Origin of the sequence: Burkholderia sp. LMG 13014 (assembly GCF_905232215.1) — a bacterium.
Lineage (GTDB): Bacteria > Pseudomonadota > Gammaproteobacteria > Burkholderiales > Burkholderiaceae > Burkholderia.
In genome coordinates, this window is sequence record NZ_CAJNKE010000010.1 from 1 (window position 1) to 16,989 (window position 16,989).

Annotated in this window: 13 protein-coding genes and 1 pseudogene; 4 read left to right on the forward strand and 10 right to left on the reverse strand. The window is 61.3% G+C overall.

What is annotated here, in order from left to right:
• Positions 1-67 precede the first annotated feature (67 nt).
• Positions 68-808 (reverse strand): acetoacetate decarboxylase, encoded by a 741-nt coding sequence (locus JYJ84_RS02825; protein ID WP_122948379.1) that lies wholly within the window; start codon positions 806-808, stop codon positions 68-70.
• Between the two features lie 443 nt (positions 809-1,251).
• Here JYJ84_RS02825 and JYJ84_RS02830 point away from each other — a divergent pair, with 443 nt between their 5' ends.
• The gene (locus JYJ84_RS02830) at positions 1,252-1,833 is read left to right on the forward strand and encodes an undecaprenyl-diphosphatase (RefSeq protein ID WP_089451530.1); all 582 of its coding nucleotides are present in this window, start codon (positions 1,252-1,254) and stop codon (positions 1,831-1,833) included.
• Positions 1,834-1,859: 26 nt separating this feature from the next.
• Here JYJ84_RS02830 and JYJ84_RS02835 read toward each other — a convergent pair whose 3' ends face one another.
• The 3 genes from JYJ84_RS02835 to JYJ84_RS02845 all read right to left on the reverse strand — a co-directional run bounded on the left by JYJ84_RS02835 (position 1,860) and on the right by JYJ84_RS02845 (position 3,831).
• Positions 1,860-2,084 carry a hypothetical protein gene (locus JYJ84_RS02835; protein ID WP_175223566.1) on the reverse strand — a complete coding sequence of 75 codons (225 nt, stop codon included), beginning with the start codon at positions 2,082-2,084 and terminating at the stop codon, positions 1,860-1,862.
• A gap of 176 nt (positions 2,085-2,260) precedes the next feature.
• A complete protein-coding gene (locus tag JYJ84_RS02840; RefSeq protein WP_175223565.1) occupies positions 2,261-3,082 on the reverse strand; it encodes a siderophore-interacting protein in 822 nt (273 codons plus the stop codon).
• A gap of 38 nt (positions 3,083-3,120) precedes the next feature.
• Positions 3,121-3,831, reverse strand: a complete 711-nt coding sequence (locus JYJ84_RS02845; protein ID WP_175223564.1) for a PadR family transcriptional regulator — start codon at positions 3,829-3,831, stop codon at positions 3,121-3,123.
• An 874-nt stretch (positions 3,832-4,705) separates the two neighbouring features.
• On the opposite strand from JYJ84_RS02845, the gene JYJ84_RS02850 reads away from it, so the two are divergent.
• A complete protein-coding gene (locus JYJ84_RS02850; protein WP_175223567.1) occupies positions 4,706-6,325 on the forward strand; it encodes an FMN-binding glutamate synthase family protein in 1,620 nt (539 codons plus the stop codon).
• Between the two features lie 248 nt (positions 6,326-6,573).
• Here the strand turns inward: JYJ84_RS02850 and JYJ84_RS02855 are convergent, their stop codons facing one another.
• Together JYJ84_RS02855 and JYJ84_RS02860 are read right to left on the reverse strand one after the other, a co-directional pair.
• Positions 6,574-7,764: an MFS transporter gene (locus JYJ84_RS02855; protein WP_175223563.1), complete on the reverse strand. Its 1,191-nt coding sequence runs from the start codon at positions 7,762-7,764 to the stop codon at positions 6,574-6,576.
• On the reverse strand, positions 7,761-8,294 hold the full coding sequence (locus JYJ84_RS02860; RefSeq protein WP_175223562.1) for a MarR family winged helix-turn-helix transcriptional regulator: 534 nt from the start codon (positions 8,292-8,294) through the stop codon (positions 7,761-7,763). The genes JYJ84_RS02855 and JYJ84_RS02860 overlap by 4 nt, the downstream gene beginning before the upstream one ends.
• Positions 8,295-9,245: 951 nt before the next feature.
• Between JYJ84_RS02860 and JYJ84_RS02865 the strand changes: the two genes are divergently transcribed.
• Positions 9,246-10,370 (forward strand): porin, encoded by a 1,125-nt coding sequence (locus tag JYJ84_RS02865; protein WP_122948385.1) that lies wholly within the window; start codon positions 9,246-9,248, stop codon positions 10,368-10,370.
• A gap of 1,813 nt (positions 10,371-12,183) precedes the next feature.
• Here JYJ84_RS02865 and JYJ84_RS02870 read toward each other — a convergent pair.
• The 4 genes and pseudogenes from JYJ84_RS02870 to JYJ84_RS02880 form a co-directional block, all read right to left on the reverse strand.
• Complete coding sequence (locus tag JYJ84_RS02870; protein WP_236027557.1) at positions 12,184-13,410, reverse strand: sodium:proton antiporter; 1,227 nt, start codon at positions 13,408-13,410, stop codon at positions 12,184-12,186.
• A gap of 70 nt (positions 13,411-13,480) precedes the next feature.
• Positions 13,481-13,777 (reverse strand): annotated as a pseudogene (locus tag JYJ84_RS37595) (cation:proton antiporter); the annotation flags it as partial.
• Between the two features lie 138 nt (positions 13,778-13,915).
• Positions 13,916-14,425, reverse strand: coding sequence for a DUF3331 domain-containing protein (locus tag JYJ84_RS02875; protein ID WP_164462760.1), 510 nt, complete (start codon positions 14,423-14,425; stop codon positions 13,916-13,918).
• A 644-nt stretch (positions 14,426-15,069) separates the two neighbouring features.
• Positions 15,070-15,366 (reverse strand): hypothetical protein, encoded by a 297-nt coding sequence (locus JYJ84_RS02880; RefSeq protein WP_175223561.1) that lies wholly within the window; start codon positions 15,364-15,366, stop codon positions 15,070-15,072.
• 107 nt (positions 15,367-15,473) lie between these two features.
• Here JYJ84_RS02880 and JYJ84_RS02885 point away from each other — a divergent pair, with 107 nt between their 5' ends.
• Positions 15,474-16,928, forward strand: a complete 1,455-nt coding sequence (locus tag JYJ84_RS02885; RefSeq protein WP_122948389.1) for an aldehyde dehydrogenase — start codon at positions 15,474-15,476, stop codon at positions 16,926-16,928.
• The last annotated feature ends 61 nt before the right edge of the window (positions 16,929-16,989 follow it).

Genomic DNA, 16,989 nt, shown 5'->3' on the forward strand with positions numbered 1-16,989 from the left:
ATTCAGGTTGCTCATGTTCGAATTCCCGTGGTGTAAGGATTGACTGGGAGAAAGGACTGCGGACGTGTTACTGAGCCAGGTAATCGTAGACGACTTCGCCGAGGCCGAGTGTCAAATCCGCGACGATGTGGCGGGCTTCGACGATCTCGAGCACCGGCAGGTCGGCCACCGGCGCAAGGGCGTGCGGCGCCAGCTCGAGCGATGCGGGGCCTGTCCACGCGCCCTTCATCTTGATGTCCTGCATGTAGTAGCGCACCAGTTCGCAGACGCGCGCGGTGCCGTCGACGTGCGGAATGATCTTCAGCAGGAAATTGGGACCGGCGAGACGCTTGGTCTGCTCGTCGATGTCGAGTTCCTTGTGCTTGTAGCCCATCGTGCCGGTGGCGACGCGCACCTTGCCGTAGTCGAGCGTGCCGAGGAGGTGGTCGGTGTTCACATGCAGCGTGGGCGACGCGAGCTTCTTCGGGAAGCCCCACAGCTCGCGGCCGCCGGCGATCGGCGGGTGATCGTCGAGATACATCGCGAGCGTGTAGCCGCCCGGCTGGCCGTTGTATTCGACGGGAATCACCTGGCCGCTTTCGGTGTAGTCGCCGAAGCCGGTCGAATCGGCCATGCGAATGAATTCGTAATGCACGAGCGGCTCGGTGATCTGCAGCGGCTCAGGGACGATTTCGCGGAGACGGTCCGGATCGGTGCGATACGTGATGATCAGAAACTCACGATCGACGAAACGGTAAGGGCCCATCGGGAAGGCAGGGCTGGTCAACGGCATCGCAAACGCTTTCGATCGGACATCGCTGGGTTTCATGCGGACTCCTTGTTGTTGATCGCTTCGTGGATGAGTGCTCGTAAGCTCGTAATCCTATGCCTGTGCGTTGCCGTTGTGCGATGCCGCATTTGGAATTAATTGTTGCCGATTTCGAAGAATTCGCAGCGTAAATATTGAGATGAATGACGCAAACGGTCTGGACGACACCCGGCGTCCCGATATTCGCACGCGTCGATGACGCCACGATGTGAAAAAGGTGAGTCTTTACGGGATGCCGGGTGAGGCTTTCCGGGAGACGGTCGCGCGGAAATGTGACAAATGTGTGAACTTGTGCTGCAGTGCAGGCTCTAAGTGCGTTCGCCGCAGCGGGCTTCATCGCGTGCGGCTTCCGTATTAAGCATTGCTTAAGCGGGTGCGCCTTAGCATCGTTCGTATCAGGCCGGGAAACCGGCCGATTTTTTACGCCCCACGCAACCGGATTCATGCAGACCCTCAATCTCACCCTCTTTTCCGCCATCAACGCCGGGGTTGCGCCGCAGCCGGGCGTTGCCCGCCTCGCCATCTTCGCGGCCGACTGGCTTGTCTATGCGTTGCCCGCGATGCTGCTGCTGACCTGGATCTTCGGCGCGCGCCCGACGCGGCGCCAGGCGATCGAAGCCGGCGTCGGCGTGTGCGTGGCGCTCGCGCTTGCGCAGGTCATCGGGCATTTCTGGTTCTCGCCGCGCCCGTTCATGGCCGGTGTCGGCACGCAACTGATTCCGCACGCGCCGGACAGCTCGTTTCCGAGCGACCACATGACGTTCGCGTGGAGCATGGCGGCCGGGCTGATGCTCGGTGGCACGACCCGGCTCACCGGGTTCGTGATGGCCGCGATGGCCGCGGCGATTGCATGGGGACGTATCTATGCGGGCGTGCACTGGCCGTTCGACATGGCGGGTGGCGTGCTGGTCGGCACGGCCGGCGCGCTGGCTGCGCACCTGTACGGGCAACGCGTGACCGCGCTGCTCGAACGGCTCGGCGATTCGGTGCATGCAGTCGTGATGGGCCGCCGGCACGCGCCGTAAGCGGCAGGCGATCGGGCAGGACGCCGTCAGCCGGGTGTCTTGGCCAATTCGGCCGATGCGGACGGGCCACCGCCCGCATCGTGCAGTTCGGGGGTATCGGCCGGGTGTTGAGCGGCATCGCGGTCGAGTGCGCTTTCCTTCAGGATCGCGCACATCGCGACGAACAGCGCGAGTACCACCGCGGCAAGGCCGCAATAGCCGGCGATCTTCAGGTTGCGAAGGAACGGCGACGCGTGGCTTTCTTTTGTCATGACCGGGCGCTCCTGGGCGGGCTGCGGCGGCTGTCGCCCGACAGCGGCGTCGCACACACAGATATATACCAGCCGCGATAGCGGTGCCAAGCCCGCTGGTGCGCCGACGCCACGATTGTGACATCGGCCGGTCAGCTTCAATCGGGTACCCCTTTACCGGGTACCCGCATCCCGCCTCAGTCTTCCCGCGTTTCGTGCACGGCCGCCGCGCCGCGCTTCCAGTAGGCCGCCGCGCGGATGCGCGACTTGTCGACGCCGCGCTCGCCGGTCAGGTGCTGGCGTACCGCGCGCATCGACAACGCTTCGCCGGCCGCCCACACGTAGCCGTCGCCCGACGGCGGCAGCGGCAGTTCGCGCACGGCATTCAGCAGCAGGTCGCCGTCCGCTGCGTCGGTTTCAGCGCGGAAGCGCCAGATCTCATGCACGTCGGCGCGCGTGTCGAACGCGATCTGCGCGGTGCGATCCGCGACTTCCATCACGACGGCCACGCGCGCACCGGCCGGCAATTCCTCGAGACGCCGCGCGACTGCCGGCAGCGCCGTATCGTCGCCAATCAGCAGGTGCCAGTCGAAACCGGTCGGGACGACGAACGAACCGCGCGGGCCGCCGATGCCGAGCCATTGGCCGACGCGTGCCTGCGTGGCCCACTGCGACGCGGGGCCCGGATGGTTCAGCACGAATTCCAGATCGAGTTCGCCGGCGGCGCGGTCGAAGCGGCGCGGCGTGAAGTCGCGCGCGACCGGCTTCGGTTCGCCTTCCGGAAACTCGGGGCCGTTCGCGCCGAGCGTCGGCAGCGCGGGCCGCTCAGCACCGGGCGGCGGGAAAAATACTTTCACGTGATCGTCGAACGACGCGGATTCGAAATCCGCGAGATCGGGGCCGCCGAGCGTGACGCGCAGCAGGTGCGGCGTCACGGCGTGCACGCGCAGGACCTGCAGCAAGCGGAACTTGAGGGTGTGGCGCACGCGGGTCACGGTGCGGTCGGATGTGTTCTGCATCAATCCGTTCTCCTTAGGTTTTAACGGGGCGGCGCGGCTTACCCGCCGGTGCCGCCTTCGATTTCGGCCGTCGCGCGGCGCATGATGGCCGCGATGCGCCGCTGTTCGGTGGCATCGGCGGCGCTCTTGTGCAGCAGCGCGCGCTTGAGGGCGACGCGCGCCTCGACGAACTCCGGCAGCCAGCCTGCTTGCGCGTCGTCCTGCGTTTCGTTGCCCGCCGATTCCCCGGCGAACGCGCGGCGCATGAACTCCATCTTGCGTGCGAGGTGCGTGAGGCGTGCGAACAGCGTGTCGACCCGTTCGCGCTGGGCGTCGAGATGCGTGCGGCCGGCGTCGGTCAGCGCGTAGCGCTTGCGGTTGCCTTCCGCCTGCGACGCGACGAAGCCGACTTCTTCGAGATACGTGAGCGCCGGGTACACCATGCCGGGGCTCGGGCTGTAGAAACCGTTCGAACGCGTGTCGAGCGCCTTGATCAGCTCGTAGCCGTGGCTCGGTTGCTCGGCGACCAGCGCAAGCAGCAGCAGCTGGAGATCGTCGGAGCTGAACTGGCGGCCGCGCGGCATGCCGTCGTCGCCGAAATCGCCAAAGCCGCCGCGCCCGCCACGGCCACCGAACGGGCCGCCACCGAACGAATCGTGGCCGCGACGGTGGCGGCCGATCGCGTACCAGAGACCGGCGAACCAGTCAGGGCGGGCATGCGCACCATGACCGTCGCATCGGGCATGGCCGCGGGAAGGGTTGTGTCGCATGATCGTGTCCTATATATCGTAAAACATATCTAAAGATATATATCGAAAGATAGGTCGTCAAGGGGATTTATTGGGGTTGGATGGTGGGGCGGCAGCGCTTGTTTAGGTTTGCAGAAGAGGTGGTCTCTTTTGCGGAATTCCAATAAAGCTATTGATTTTGCACTTCCAATAGCAGTAAATGATGGCCGAGTTGCCGCGGATATTCGGACACGAGTGGGCGACATCGCGGTACTTGGGCAGGTTCGGTGGCCTTTCGCCGTGAACGGGATGGCAGCCAGAGGTTGCGATTGCCGCACGCATAGTCATGCGGCTGGGCGTTCGACCGTCTGAATACGGTGCCATTTCCACCTGCTCTCCGAGCGGGTTGGCTTCCTGGCGCCTGCGAAATGACAAGAACAACAACTGCACGGAAAGTGCTGCCCCGTTCTGCGAAACGCGTTCGATATTTGTATCCCCTCGGAAAGAACCGCGCGCGCGTGCAGTGTGAATCGCGCCTCGAGTTTGATGCGGCCATTCACTTCGAATTCTCGAAGGGCATCAGGCGCTACCGCGAGCAACCGACGCGTGTCACCTATCGTGATCGTGAATTCAGAAAAGGATTACTGAATTTGTGCGTCATGTCGACTCCATGTCGTCGCCACCGATTCTCCATCGAATCGCAAGGTTCGCTCCGTACGCTCCGTCCAGCTGAAAGGTCGACTGAAACAGCAGGACATCCCGTCCCGACGCTCAGGACCGCGACCAGGCATCGCTGGCCTCGTCCCTGAAGCTGAACCAGTCCATTGCGGCGTCACGGCTGTCACGACAGTGCACGATGTCCCCGATCAACCTCCCACCGTCGCTCGCTGCGCCCGGTCATTCTCATGGAGTTCTCATGTTCAGCAAACGCTACCTCGCGATGTGGTGCGCAGTCCTTCTTTTCGCCGCCGTTGCCATGCTCGTGGCCCGGCAGGCGATCTCGTGGCTATGGCTCATTCCCGTCACCGCACTGATCGTTCTCGGCCTGTCCGACATGCGGCAGCGCCGCCACGCGATCCTGCGCAATTATCCACTCGCGGGCCACTTGCGCTTCCTGTCCGAATTCATCCGTCCGGCCGTGCGTCAGTACTTCATTGAGGGCGACACCGACGAGAAACCGTTCTCGCACGTGCAGCGCAGCCTCGTCTACCAGCGAGCGAAGAACGTCGGGGACAAGCGGCCGTTCGGCACCAAGCTCGACGTGAAGATCGTCGCGCACCAGTGGATCGATCATTCGCTCATGCCTACGCAACTCGACGGGCACGATTTTCGGATCCGCGTCGGCGCGGCGCGCCGGCAGCCATACGACATGTCGATCTTCAATATCTCGGCGATGAGCTTCGGCGCGCTATCCGCGAACGCGATCCGCGCCCTCAATAGTGGCGCGAAGCAAGGCGGCTTCGCGCACGACACGGGTGAAGGGTCCATTTCGCCGTACCACCGCGAACACGGCGGCGACCTCATTTGGGAAATCGGCTCGGGCTACTTTGGTTGCAGAAGCGCAGATGGCGCATTCGACCCGGACCGGTTCGCGCAGCAAGCGCGCGATGTGCAGGTGAAAATGATCGAGGTGAAGTTGTCGCAGGGTGCGAAGCCTGGCCACGGAGGTATCTTGTCTGCGGCGAAAGTAACGCGCGAGATCGCCGAGACGCGCGGCATCCCGATGGGGCAGGACTGTATCTCGCCTTCTGCTCACTCGGCGTTCTCGACGCCACGTGAACTGCTCGCCTTCATCGAACAACTGCGCGATCTGTCGGGCGGCAAACCGACGGGCTTCAAGCTGTGTATCGGACATCCTTGGGAATTCTTCGGTATCGCGAAGGCCATGCTGGAAACCGGCATCGTGCCGGACTTCATCGTGGTCGACGGCGCGGAAGGCGGCACCGGTGCCGCGCCGCTCGAATTTACCGACCACGTTGGCATGCCGCTGCAGGAAGGCTTGCTGATCGTGCACAACACACTGGTCGGGATCGGCCTGCGCGATCAGGTGAAGCTCGGTGCGAGCGGCAAGATCATTACCGCGTTCGACATCGCACGCACGCTCGCGATCGGCGCAGACTGGGTCAACTCGGCGCGCGGCTTCATGTTCGCGGTCGGCTGCATCCAGGCGCAGCACTGCGATACCGGACGCTGCCCGACGGGCGTGGCGACTCAGGATCCCGCCCGCCAGCGTGCGCTCGTGGTGCCTGACAAGGCGGAGCGCGTCTATAACTTCCACCGCAATACACTGCACGCGTTGCAGGAGCTGGTGCAAGCCGCGGGACTTGAACATCCGTCTGAGCTGCGCGCGCATCATATTGTCCAGCGCGTCAAGCCGCACCAGATCGACCTTCTGTCGTCGCTGCTCGAGTATCTGAAGCCGGGTGTGTTGCTGGGCGACGCGCCCTACGGGTCCGCACTGTATGACGCGTGGTGGCCGGTTGCGCGCGGCGATTCGTTCTCGCCGGGAAAGATTGTCTACGAGTTGCTCGGATGATGTGCCGCACTGGAGTGGACGCTCACGGATCGCGGCCGAGCATGCGTTGCGTCGCTGGCGAACCTTTCTGGCAGGTGCGTCGCATGACGGAAGTGCGATCGGGCTGATTCTGGCAACGACGATCTTCCAGGCGATGTGGTCGATGCCACCTTCAACCGCTCGCAGGTCTTGATGAATTTTGTGGTGTCGTCGCCCTTGTTCGTGTCTGCGATGCTTTTCATTCGCGGAAGGCGGTTCTCCGAGGTCGCTCAGTTTGCAGACGAAGGGCGACGGCTCTGACGCCTTCCTTCGGCGATACCGAGTGTAAAGACGGCAAGCGCCCCGCTCGCGACTGCGAGCGGCCACATCAAGATGTCGTTTCCGAAAACCTTCATCAACGCGCCCGCAACGAACGGTCCGACGATCGAGCTGGCCGTGAACGTCAGGGACACGAGGCGCATGTTACGGATGAGTGCAGTCTTCGTGCTGCACGCTGCGGCATACATGCCGAGGGTAATGAAAGCGCTATTCATGCCTCCGACCAGGAGGCCGCTTGCCGGAAACAGCCACGTCATGGGCGTGGCCAGCGCGAAAGTGACGAGTGCCAGCATGCTCGCCGTCGCGCACACGATCACCGTCAATCCCAAGCCGACGCGGTCGGCCATCCAGCCGACTGGAAATTGCAGCGCCATCCCGCCTAGGCCGAGGCACGACAGCAGCAAGGTTGCCTGTGTGCCGCTCATCCCACGTGCACCGGCATACAGGGGGAACAGACCGTATAGCGCGCCGTCGATGATTCCGCCAACGGCCACCACGATCATGCCGAGGCATACAAGCGCGCTGACTGGCGTCGTCCGGGCGCTTGCGTGAACGGTCGCTTCATGTCGAGCTGGACTCGCCGAACGCTCCGATCGAGTCAACCAAAGCGGGATAGCTGCGGCGGATGTAAATAACAGGCCGGCGACAATCGTTACGGGCCCGTCCGGGCCGTACCACGCGGCGAGTGCCGGTGCGATTGTGCCAGCTGTCGCAATCAGCGTCTCATGCACGCCGACCACGCGGCCGCCCAGTTCCGCGGGTACAAGGCTATAAAGCCAGGACTCGTTGGCGATCCAGCGCAGGCCAATGCCCAACCCGGTCAGGACGCCCGGCGCGATCCAGAGTGGCCACGACAGGCCGTTTGTGGCCGAGAACGCAGCGATACTGGTCGCAAGGCCGAGCAATACGGTTTTCTTTGCACCGATTCGCGCAACTATTGCCGGGGCTGCCATCAGGCCCGCGAGCATGCCCGCCCACTGCGATGCGGCGAAGAGGCCGGCGCGTTGCGCGTCGAGGCCTTGATGAGCGAGCCAGACCGGCAGCACGATGAAGCCAATGCCGAACTGACCGATCTGCGCGAGTGTCGAGACAGCGGTCAGTGCGACGATGGCTGACCAGCGCACCGGTGCTGCCGGTTTCATGGTGCGCTCCGGGCCGGCATGGGGAGACCCTCTTCGCGGCATTCGATTGGGCAGCCGGCCTTGAGGCACGGGCCGTCGTCGCAAAAGCGACATAACTGCATTGCATGCGCAGGATCACGAGTTTCGTGCCAGAGCAGCTTGATCAGCAAATCTTCGAACACTTTGCGCTCGTCGCTGTCGAGGTGACCCACGATGCGCAAGAGGATATTTTCGCGCGCTTTCTGCAGGCGCTTGACTTCGCGTCGGCCGGCGGCAGTCAGCGCGAGTGCGACGGAGCGTTTGTCGACACCAGGCCGCTTCTCGACGAGGCCTACATCGACCAGGCCGGCTACGGCGCGCACAGCCGCCGGATGCGACAGCGCGACGGCATCGCGCAGTAGTTCGATAGAGGCATCCGGATATTGGCCGATGGCGTTTAGCATTGCCCGCGCTGTAGGGCCGGCAAGGGCTGGAACGGTGTTCAGCGCATACATTTCGTCCGTGACGAGCACGGCGAGCGCGCCGAGCAGATTTTCCGTACGCTGTGTCATAGGGCACCATAATATATGCATCATGCACATATGCATGATGCATATATTCGGCAGGAAACGCAAGATCGATAAGTTCAGGTGCACGCGACTGCGCGCTTACGCATCGAATGACGTTGACTGCTGCGGAACCGCCGTCCGGACTTCCGATGAGCGATGCTTGGGATCGGCAGGTTTTACCCGTAATCCAAGGTCCGTAATCGTGGCTCGTCGGGTATCACTTTCTTTTCCGCTGCCCAACTTGCTTCGCGCCGTGCTCGCTGACATGCGGCGGCGCGGTCCACGAGTGACGTGATGTCGTGGAGCAAATCGTCCGTACGCTGTTCCGACACTAGTTGTTCAGTGGTCCAAAAGACCGAACGCCAACGCTCGGCACTTTCCAGGAAATCCAGGCGGTTCACTGATCCCCATTTTGCGTCATACCGTTGCGACCGGCGTACCCGCTAGGCCGGCTTCAACGCATCGGCGATCTGTTCCTCGGTGAACTTGCTCTTCTTCACGGCATGACCTCCCGGTCTCGACGACCACGTCATGCCGGAATTCTCCACGTCCATGCGGGACAGTGTCGTGGGCCAGGGTCAAAGCTGGGCGCGAGCAAGCGAACTGGTGCGTGCGCGAATTGTTGAGATTGTGTGGCGTAGTTTTTTGGCGACTGTCAAGGGCTATGCATAAGAAAATCGAGGCAGAGATACCGTCTTGGTATCTTCGGAGTTGCGCATAAAAATCATTTGCTAACAGTGAGTTAGGTGTTTTTGATGGTTTTGTGTTGCGGAAATAGAAATACACAATTTCTATTTTGTGGCGAGGGTCGTTGCTTTCTCCGCTCTTACACTCGCGATTCCCAAACGGGCATCTATCCGGGCATGACCAACAGAACAAGGTCGTCCGGGTGGTTGCAGACCGTTTATGAACAAGGTCGCGAGACCTGCCTCTTTTTAGAAGGGAGCTCCACGAATGAACAAGACTCTGATCGTTGCGGCAGCTGCAGCATCGTTCGCTACCGTCGCTCACGCGCAAAGCAGCGTCACGCTGTACGGCGTGCTGGACGCAGGCATCACCTACCAAAGCAATGTCCAGACCGCATCCGGCCAAGGCAAGTCGCGCTTTTCGATGGGTTCGGGCATTGACCAGAGCCGTTTCGGCCTGCGTGGCTCGGAAGACCTCGGTGGCGGCCTGAAGGCAATCTTCACGTTGGAAAGCGGCTTCAACATCGGTAACGGCAAGTTTGCGAACGGCAACGGCGGCATGTTCAACCGCCAGGCTTTCGTCGGCCTGTCGAGCCAGTACGGCACCGTCACGCTGGGCAAGCAGTACGACGCGACGCAAGACTACCTGGCGCCGCTGACGGCAACGGGTTCGTGGGGCGGCACGTACTTCGCGCACCCGCTGAACAATGACCGTCTGAGCACGAACGGCGACGTCGCGCTGAACAATACGATCAAGTTCACGAGCGCGAACTACGCTGGCCTGCAATTCGGCGGCACGTACTCGTTCTCGAACAGCACGAACTTTGCCAACAACCGTGCATACAGCGCCGGCGTGTCGTACCAGTACCAAGGCCTGAAGCTGGGCGCGGCGTACTCGCAAGCGAACAACGCGGGCCTGTCCACGTCGGGTGCGGTGAACCCGTCCATCGATACGAGCGGCAACGCATTCGGCATTCAGGGCCGTACGCGTACGTATGGTGTTGCAGCAGCATATGCATTCGGTCCGGCACAAGTCGGTGCAGCATGGACGCAATCGCGCCTCGACAACCAGACGAACGGCCTTGGTACGCTGCGCGCTGACAACTATGAAATCAACGCGAAGTACAACCTGACGCCGGCTCTCGGCTTGGGTGCTGCCTATACGTACACGAATGCGAAACTGAACAGCAACAGCACGCACTGGAATCAGTTCGGCGTGCAAGCCGACTACTACCTGTCGAAGCGTACGGACGTCTACGCTCAGGCGGTGTACCAGCGTGGTACGAAGGGCGCCGGTCTGGGTTCATCGATCTACAACGGCGATATCAACGCGTTCCCGAGCTCGAAGGTCAGCCAAACCGCCGCAACGGTTGGCCTGCGTCATCGCTTCTAAGCATGACGGCTGGATAGCCAGTTTGGAGAAAAGCGCCCTCGGGCGCTTTTTTTTGATGTCTGCGTTCAAAGCCAGCGAATTATAAATATCAAGAAACTCTGGCGAATTGTCGATTTCGATAACTGACTGTCGTTTGAGCTGTTGGCGGCGTGCGCCCGGGTAAGTGCGAATTCTGTTGTTCGTAGTGACTCATGCGGGAATTGATGGGGCTTGAATTTGGCGCGTCGCTTTGAGCGATCTGTGCCGATACTTTTCGTGGCATAGCTGAAGCGCGAGTGTGAATGAGTCATCGTGCGCGGCGTTGGTGGCCATTGGAAAATATCGCGTATGAAATTCTGGAGAACAAATGATTTTTGATGGCGCCATGGTTTTGGGTGATCGAAAATTTCAGATGGATCTCTGGGAATTTAATGCTGAAAACTTGATCGCTGATCTGGCGGGAATGTGACGGCGAAGTGAGGGAAGATGCTTGAGAGGTTGCGACAGTGCGCTGCTAAATATGGTTGGCAATGTTTGTCGAGCGAGTGGATGGGTGTCAATTCACGTCATCAGTTCACTTGCGCTCGTGGGCACGTTTTTGAGCGCGTGGCATTGACTCTGCTTTATCGAAATAGCGGTGTGCCGGTATGCGTATTCTGTCAACAAGAAGATATTCGTGATAGATGGTTGGGGAAATTGGCAGAGCGAGGCGGGACGCTTCTGAGTGGCCCATTCACTGGATTATTCGAGCGTTACCAGATTCGTTGCGCAGAGGGGCACGAGTGGAGCGTGGCGGGACGGAAGATTAGCGAGGGGCGCTGGTGTCCGGTCTGCGCGCATGGCGACGCGACGCGGCGAAGCTGCCATTCGGATGGCTTGGCTCGGCTTCATGCGAGAGCACAAGCGAGAGGCGGAAAATGTCTTTCAACTCACTATACGATCGAAAGTCATCTATATAGATTTGAATGTGAGAAGGGACATCGTTGGGAGGCCCGGGCAAACGATATCTTCCGGGGAACTTGGTGTGGTCGTTGCGCAAAATTGACATCCTCCGGGCAGGTTGATCCCAATGGATTGGTACGTCTACAGGCGGCTGCCAGCGAAAAAGGAGGGGTTTGTTTGGCAGATGCCTATGTGGGTTCAGCCGAAAAATACCCTTTTCGTTGCGCGTTGGGCCACGAATGGCTGGCGATAGCCAGTCAAATTTGGCTCGGGCACTGGTGTCGGCAATGTGCGGGCCTTAAATTGCGTCAAACCATTGATAACATGCAAGCGCTTGCGGCAGCTCGTGGTGGATTGTGTCTGTCGACCGAGTATCTGGGAAGGCGGACCAAATTGACTTGGCAGTGCCATCGCGGTCACGTCTGGGAGTCTCGGCCGATAAATATAAGTGCGGGAACATGGTGCCCACAATGTGCGATTACTAACCGAACTCGCCGTAGAGATAGTTGAGCGCGATACTCGCCTTGAAGTCTCAGGATGGGCATATCCCGTTTGGAGATAGTACAGATCCCGTACCGCCAACCGTTGCGGTGAAGTTCAGCAGCGTCGACCGGAGGGTTCCCTGCGCGATGCTCATCCCCCTGCAAGAGACTAGTTGCCCGCGTAAAGGCCTCCGGGACCGAATTGCTAGTTTGTGACGTCCAGGTTGTTCGGTCGACGACTGGGCCGACCGGCGTGAAGCGCTTCTCGGCCCATCGCTTCATGTCCGTCGAAACGATGTCCATGCATCACTCGGCCCGAGCGGCAAAGTACCAGACTCGGTGGTCCCCACCAAACCAGGGCGCGATTCACTTTGCTTGAATGCGTTGCGTCCCCGGCGATGGAGATTTCCTCACGTCCTGGCGGAAATGACGCTGAGCTCCTCGAGATCGAGGTCGCGCGTCAGTTCGTGCAGCGTGTGCTCGTCGATGTCGCCGGCGCGGTAGAGGCGCATGAGCTCGGCCCGTCCCGCCGTGATCAATTCCAGCACGGTATCTGAACGCGCATCGAGGTGAGGCTTGTATTCGTCGGCGTGCCGCGCGTAGCGGGCCATGTCCTCGGCCTTGTGCTTGTGAATGTCCAGGAGCATGGGGTGAACGAGTTCGCCTGCGTCGTTGTATGCCAGTTTTGCCATCAACTCATACCGCACCTTGGCAATCACGGCCTCCGCCTCGCTCATGCTCAGGCGAGGTTTGTCGCTTTCCGGCGCCACGAGCCCCGTCCAGCGGATCACGGCGCCGAGCAATTGCCCCTGCACCAATACGGTGGCGAGGATGACGGCAATGGCGGTGACGAGGATGAAATCGCGCCCCGGAAAACTGTCCGGCAGGCTGGCGGCGAGCGCGAGGGTGATCACCCCTCGCATGCCGGACCAGCTCAATACGGTGGCATCGGCAAGCCCGAGCGGATGGAAGCGGGTCACGCCAAACTTCCGTAACAGGATGAGCGCGCCGTCCGACACATACACCCAGGCAAACCGCGCGAGGATGACGGAAAGCACGACGAACAGCACCGGTACGCCCATTTCCGCGAGCATCGTGTCGAGCCCGTCGCCCCGCTGGATCAACTCGTGCAGCGAGGATCCGATGATCAGGAAGACGAAGGCCTCGAGAATGAAGATCGTGACGGTCCAGAAGCCCGTGCCGTACAGGCGCGCCGACGCGCTGAGTACGCGGTGCTGGAACCAGGCACAGATGAGCCCCGTCGTCACTGTGGCGATCACCCCCGAGACGTGGAAGCGCTCGGCCAGGAGATAGGATCCCCACGCACATAGCGGGCCGGCGGCGATGACAAGGCTATCTTCGTCGAGATGGCGTGCCAGGATCACCCAGGCGCCACCAACCAAGGCACCGGTCAGTACGCCACCCACCGCCAGCAGTGCGAAGCTGCCAAGCGCTTCGGCCGGACTGAACACGCCCGTCACGCCCGCTGCCACCGCAAAGCGAAACAGCACGAGGCCCGTCGCATCGTTGAACAGGCTCTCCCCCTCCAAGAGGATCAGGAGGCGGCGCGGCAATTTCACTCGCTGCAGCGCGGCGCGGGCCGAAACCGCATCCGGCGGCGCGACCAGCGCGCCCAAGGCCGCGCAAGCTGCCAAAGGCCGCGCAAGCTGCCAAAGGCAAGGCGGGCACGAGCCAGTGGGTGACGAGGGCCACCACGACGGTGGTGAAGAGCACCGCACCAATCGCCAACGCCCCGACGCCCAGCATGTGTCGGCGCAGATGGTCGAGTGAAATTCCAAGGGCGCTGTCCATCAGCAAAGGCGGCAGAAAAATCACCAGCACCAGTTCTGGATCGATATGCACCTCGGGCAGGCCGGGCAGAAAGGCGATGAAACCGCCACCGATGATCAGTGCGACGGCGGGGGGGAGCCCGAGCTTGTGCCCGACATAGTGCAAGACAAGGATCGCGAGCAGAAGCGCGATCATCAATTCGAAAATAGCCATTGTGATGGTTTGGGTGTCAGCGCTTCGGCGGTGAGCTGCCCATGAGCGCTTCAGCCGGACGGAAGGCGCAATAAGGGGCCTGGTTTCCAGGAGCCAGACAGCTTCAGCGTCCAGCCGGGAGTTTGAAGGGAGCCGCTTCTATTTCGTGATCTGAGCAAAGTCAATGCGGGAGATGTGAATCGCGAGAATCATTGCCGACCAGTTCGTAGGTCGACCATTCCGCACGCTTGGCCGAAAAATCTCGTCGCCCAGGTTGATGGGCATTCCACTCACCGCGCATAGCCCTGGTCGTCTGGCACATCCTTTGTGCCAAAGTTGATAGCCGTAATGTCCGCCAGTTGAGTCCCGCCACGAAAGCACCGCCGTGCTGGGCGTCGGTTGATCAAGAATATCGATGGTCGCGCGGCACTTTGATCGGTCGCCTAAAGTGATTTTTCTACGTAAATCAACCGTGCAATCCTTGATCTGAATGTTGATGCTGGAGCCGTCGCTGCATGCGCTGAGTGATTGCGTAATGTGGCGCCAGCGTTCCTCTGGCTTGATTTCATCAACCCGAATCAAATTTCCACTAATCGATGAATCATCGCTTCTTGTTGGCTCACAAGAATAACTATCTATTGACGAAGAGGCGCTTACCTGCTTTCTCATTGAGTACCTCGCTGTGAGCATGCAGTCGATCAAGTCTTCGGCAAAACTATCTCAGAACCATTTGGTTCAGTCGCCAACTCGAGAATTTCATTTTAAAATCTCAGTGGAATCAATTTTTCAGTGAAAATAAAGATTTTGTGATGGCGGCGTCATCTGGAAAAGTGGCTCGGTCTCTAAAAAATTGCAAATTGGCGGAAATTTTTTAGAGAGACTGGTTCGCTGAGGGTGTGAATAAGAAATCTTCTGGAGTCAGATTCTTCATCCAATGCTGAGCTTACCTAAGAAATATCATACGCTGGCCGACAGCACCGCACAACCGATGCGCCATCGCAGAATGTCCCGGATGCTCAAATTAACAACGAAGAGTGTCGAATTAATTGGCATCAGGCACCGTCCGTCTAATTATCTCAACGCTATAGCCATAATGCCGCCACAATTTCTCCATGCTGACGGGCTTGTCCTCGGTGAGGGTCTATACCATTGCAAATCGATTTGATCTGGTGCCGGGAAAAAGCCAGATTAAAAGCATGGGGGATTCGGCATGGTGTGGCCGACCAGGCGCAACAATGGCAGTAAGAATGATTGGTGGTGGGAGGGCGATCGTGTCGATTCCAGGCGCCTTCCCGATCGGAGTACGGCCATATTCACGAGAAATTTGTAGGCTGTGGTACCGAACCGTGAGAATTTTCGACCGGGAAAATTCTCATGAACGTGCCTGATTCATTGATTTGAATAAGGACGGAAAAGCGGATTCGCTGAGACCTTGCAATTCCGTCGACGCATGCCATCGAGCTTGCTGGCGAGTCGGTCACGACGATCCGACAGCCGGCGTCCCGCGCGCGGCGATCGACGCGATACTCGCGCATGCCGATCGCGGCGCCGGCACACCCGCGTTCGGCGCCGACGAACACGCCGAGCGCATGTGCATGTGAATCCTGCATTCGGTGCACGGATGTCCCAGCGCCGCCAGAACCCGCGTCCTACAGTGGGCCAGATATGCCGATCCGCCTTTCAGCGCGGGATCGGCCTTTAATCTGGAGACAGCCACATGACAGCCGAGTACACCCTTCAACACCGGATCGCGGGCGACGCGTGCGACGCCGTGCAGGGAGAGTGGTTCGAGAAATTCGAACCGTGCACCGGACACCTGCTTGCGCGCGTGGCGGCCGGCACCGGCGCCGACGTCGACCGGGCCGTACGCGCGGCCCGTGCGGAATTCGACGGCGGGCACTGGAGCCGGTTGTCCGGCGCGGAGCGGGCGAAGCTGCTGAACCGGCTGGCCGACCTGCTCGAACACGACACGGAACGCTTCGTCGAGCTGCTCGCGCGCGAACAGGGGCGCCCGGCCATGGAAGTGCGGATGATGGACCTGCCGATGTCGATCGACACGCTGCGCTACTTCGCCGGGTGGGCGGACAAGCTCGAAGGCCGCCAGATTCCGACCGGCGGCTTCATGGGGCGCCCGACCGTCAACTACACGGTGCGCGAGGCGGTCGGCGTCGCCGGCCTGATCGTGCCGTGGAATGCGCCGCTGATGATCGCGTGCTGGAAGCTCGCGCCCGCGCTCGCGGCCGGCTGCACGGTCGTGATCAAGCCGTCGGAAGACGCGCCGCTCGCGGTCGGCGCGCTGGCGGACTTGGCCGTGCAGGCGGGCTTTCCGCCGGGCGTCGTGAATCTCGTGCACGGCATCGGCGCATCGGTCGGCGCCGCGCTGGTCAATCACCCGGGCGTCGACAAGATCAGCTTCACCGGCAGCACCGAGGTCGGCCGCACGATCGCGCGCGAAGCCGGCGCGCAGTTCAAGCGGCTGACGCTGGAACTCGGCGGCAAGGCGCCGCAGATCATCTTCGACGACGCGAATCTCGAGCAGGCGATCGCCGGCGTCGCGATGGGATTGTTCGTCAACCAGGGGCAAACCTGCGCGGCCGGCTCGCGCGTGCTGGTGCAGCGCCGTCACTACGATGACGTGGTCGGCGCGCTCGCGCACGCGGCGCGGTCCGTCAGGGTCGGCACGCCGTTCGACCCGGCGACGCAGATGGGCGCGCTGATCAGTGCCCGCCATGCCGATCGCGTGAAGTCGCATATCGCAGCGGCGCTTCGCGACGGCGCGACGATGGTCGCGGGCGACGAGCCGGTGCCGTCGCAAGGCTTCTTCGTGCGCCCGACGGTGTTCGCGAACGTCGATCCGGCGATGCGCATCGCGCGCGACGAAGTGTTCGGGCCGGTCGGCACGATCATTCCGTTCGATACGGAAGACGAGGCCGTCGCGCTGGCGAACGACACCGTCTACGCGTTGTCCGCGTCGCTGTGGACCCGCGATCTCGCTACCGCGCACCGCACCGCCGCCCGTTTGCGGGTCGGCGCGGTCGCGGTGAACGCGTGGAGCCCGCTCGACGCGCGGCTGCCGTGGGGCGGCTTCAAGGACAGCGGTGTCGGGCGCGACCTGTCGCAAAGCGGGCTCGATGCGTACCTGGAGGAGAAGGTCGTCACGATCGCGATGTAGCCGCGCACGTTTCGGCACGGAGACACCACAACAACAAGATGGCGGGCATTGCGTTGCTTGC

Coding starts and splice junctions, on each gene's coding strand:
- JYJ84_RS02850 (WP_175223567.1), top strand. CDS start 4,706: ATGTTCAGCAAACGCTACCTCGCGATGTGGTGCGCAGTCCTTCTTTTC.
- JYJ84_RS02830 (WP_089451530.1), top strand. CDS start 1,252: ATGCAGACCCTCAATCTCACCCTCTTTTCCGCCATCAACGCCGGGGTT.
- JYJ84_RS02825 (WP_122948379.1), bottom strand. CDS start 808: ATGAAACCCAGCGATGTCCGATCGAAAGCGTTTGCGATGCCGTTGACC.
- JYJ84_RS02880 (WP_175223561.1), bottom strand. CDS start 15,366: ATGCAGGATTCACATGCACATGCGCTCGGCGTGTTCGTCGGCGCCGAA.
- JYJ84_RS02840 (WP_175223565.1), bottom strand. CDS start 3,082: ATGCAGAACACATCCGACCGCACCGTGACCCGCGTGCGCCACACCCTC.
- JYJ84_RS02865 (WP_122948385.1), top strand. CDS start 9,246: ATGAACAAGACTCTGATCGTTGCGGCAGCTGCAGCATCGTTCGCTACC.
- JYJ84_RS02855 (WP_175223563.1), bottom strand. CDS start 7,764: ATGAAACCGGCAGCACCGGTGCGCTGGTCAGCCATCGTCGCACTGACC.
- JYJ84_RS02860 (WP_175223562.1), bottom strand. CDS start 8,294: ATGACACAGCGTACGGAAAATCTGCTCGGCGCGCTCGCCGTGCTCGTC.
- JYJ84_RS02885 (WP_122948389.1), top strand. CDS start 15,474: ATGACAGCCGAGTACACCCTTCAACACCGGATCGCGGGCGACGCGTGC.
- JYJ84_RS02845 (WP_175223564.1), bottom strand. CDS start 3,831: ATGCGACACAACCCTTCCCGCGGCCATGCCCGATGCGACGGTCATGGT.
- JYJ84_RS02875 (WP_164462760.1), bottom strand. CDS start 14,425: ATGAGAAAGCAGGTAAGCGCCTCTTCGTCAATAGATAGTTATTCTTGT.
- JYJ84_RS02835 (WP_175223566.1), bottom strand. CDS start 2,084: ATGACAAAAGAAAGCCACGCGTCGCCGTTCCTTCGCAACCTGAAGATC.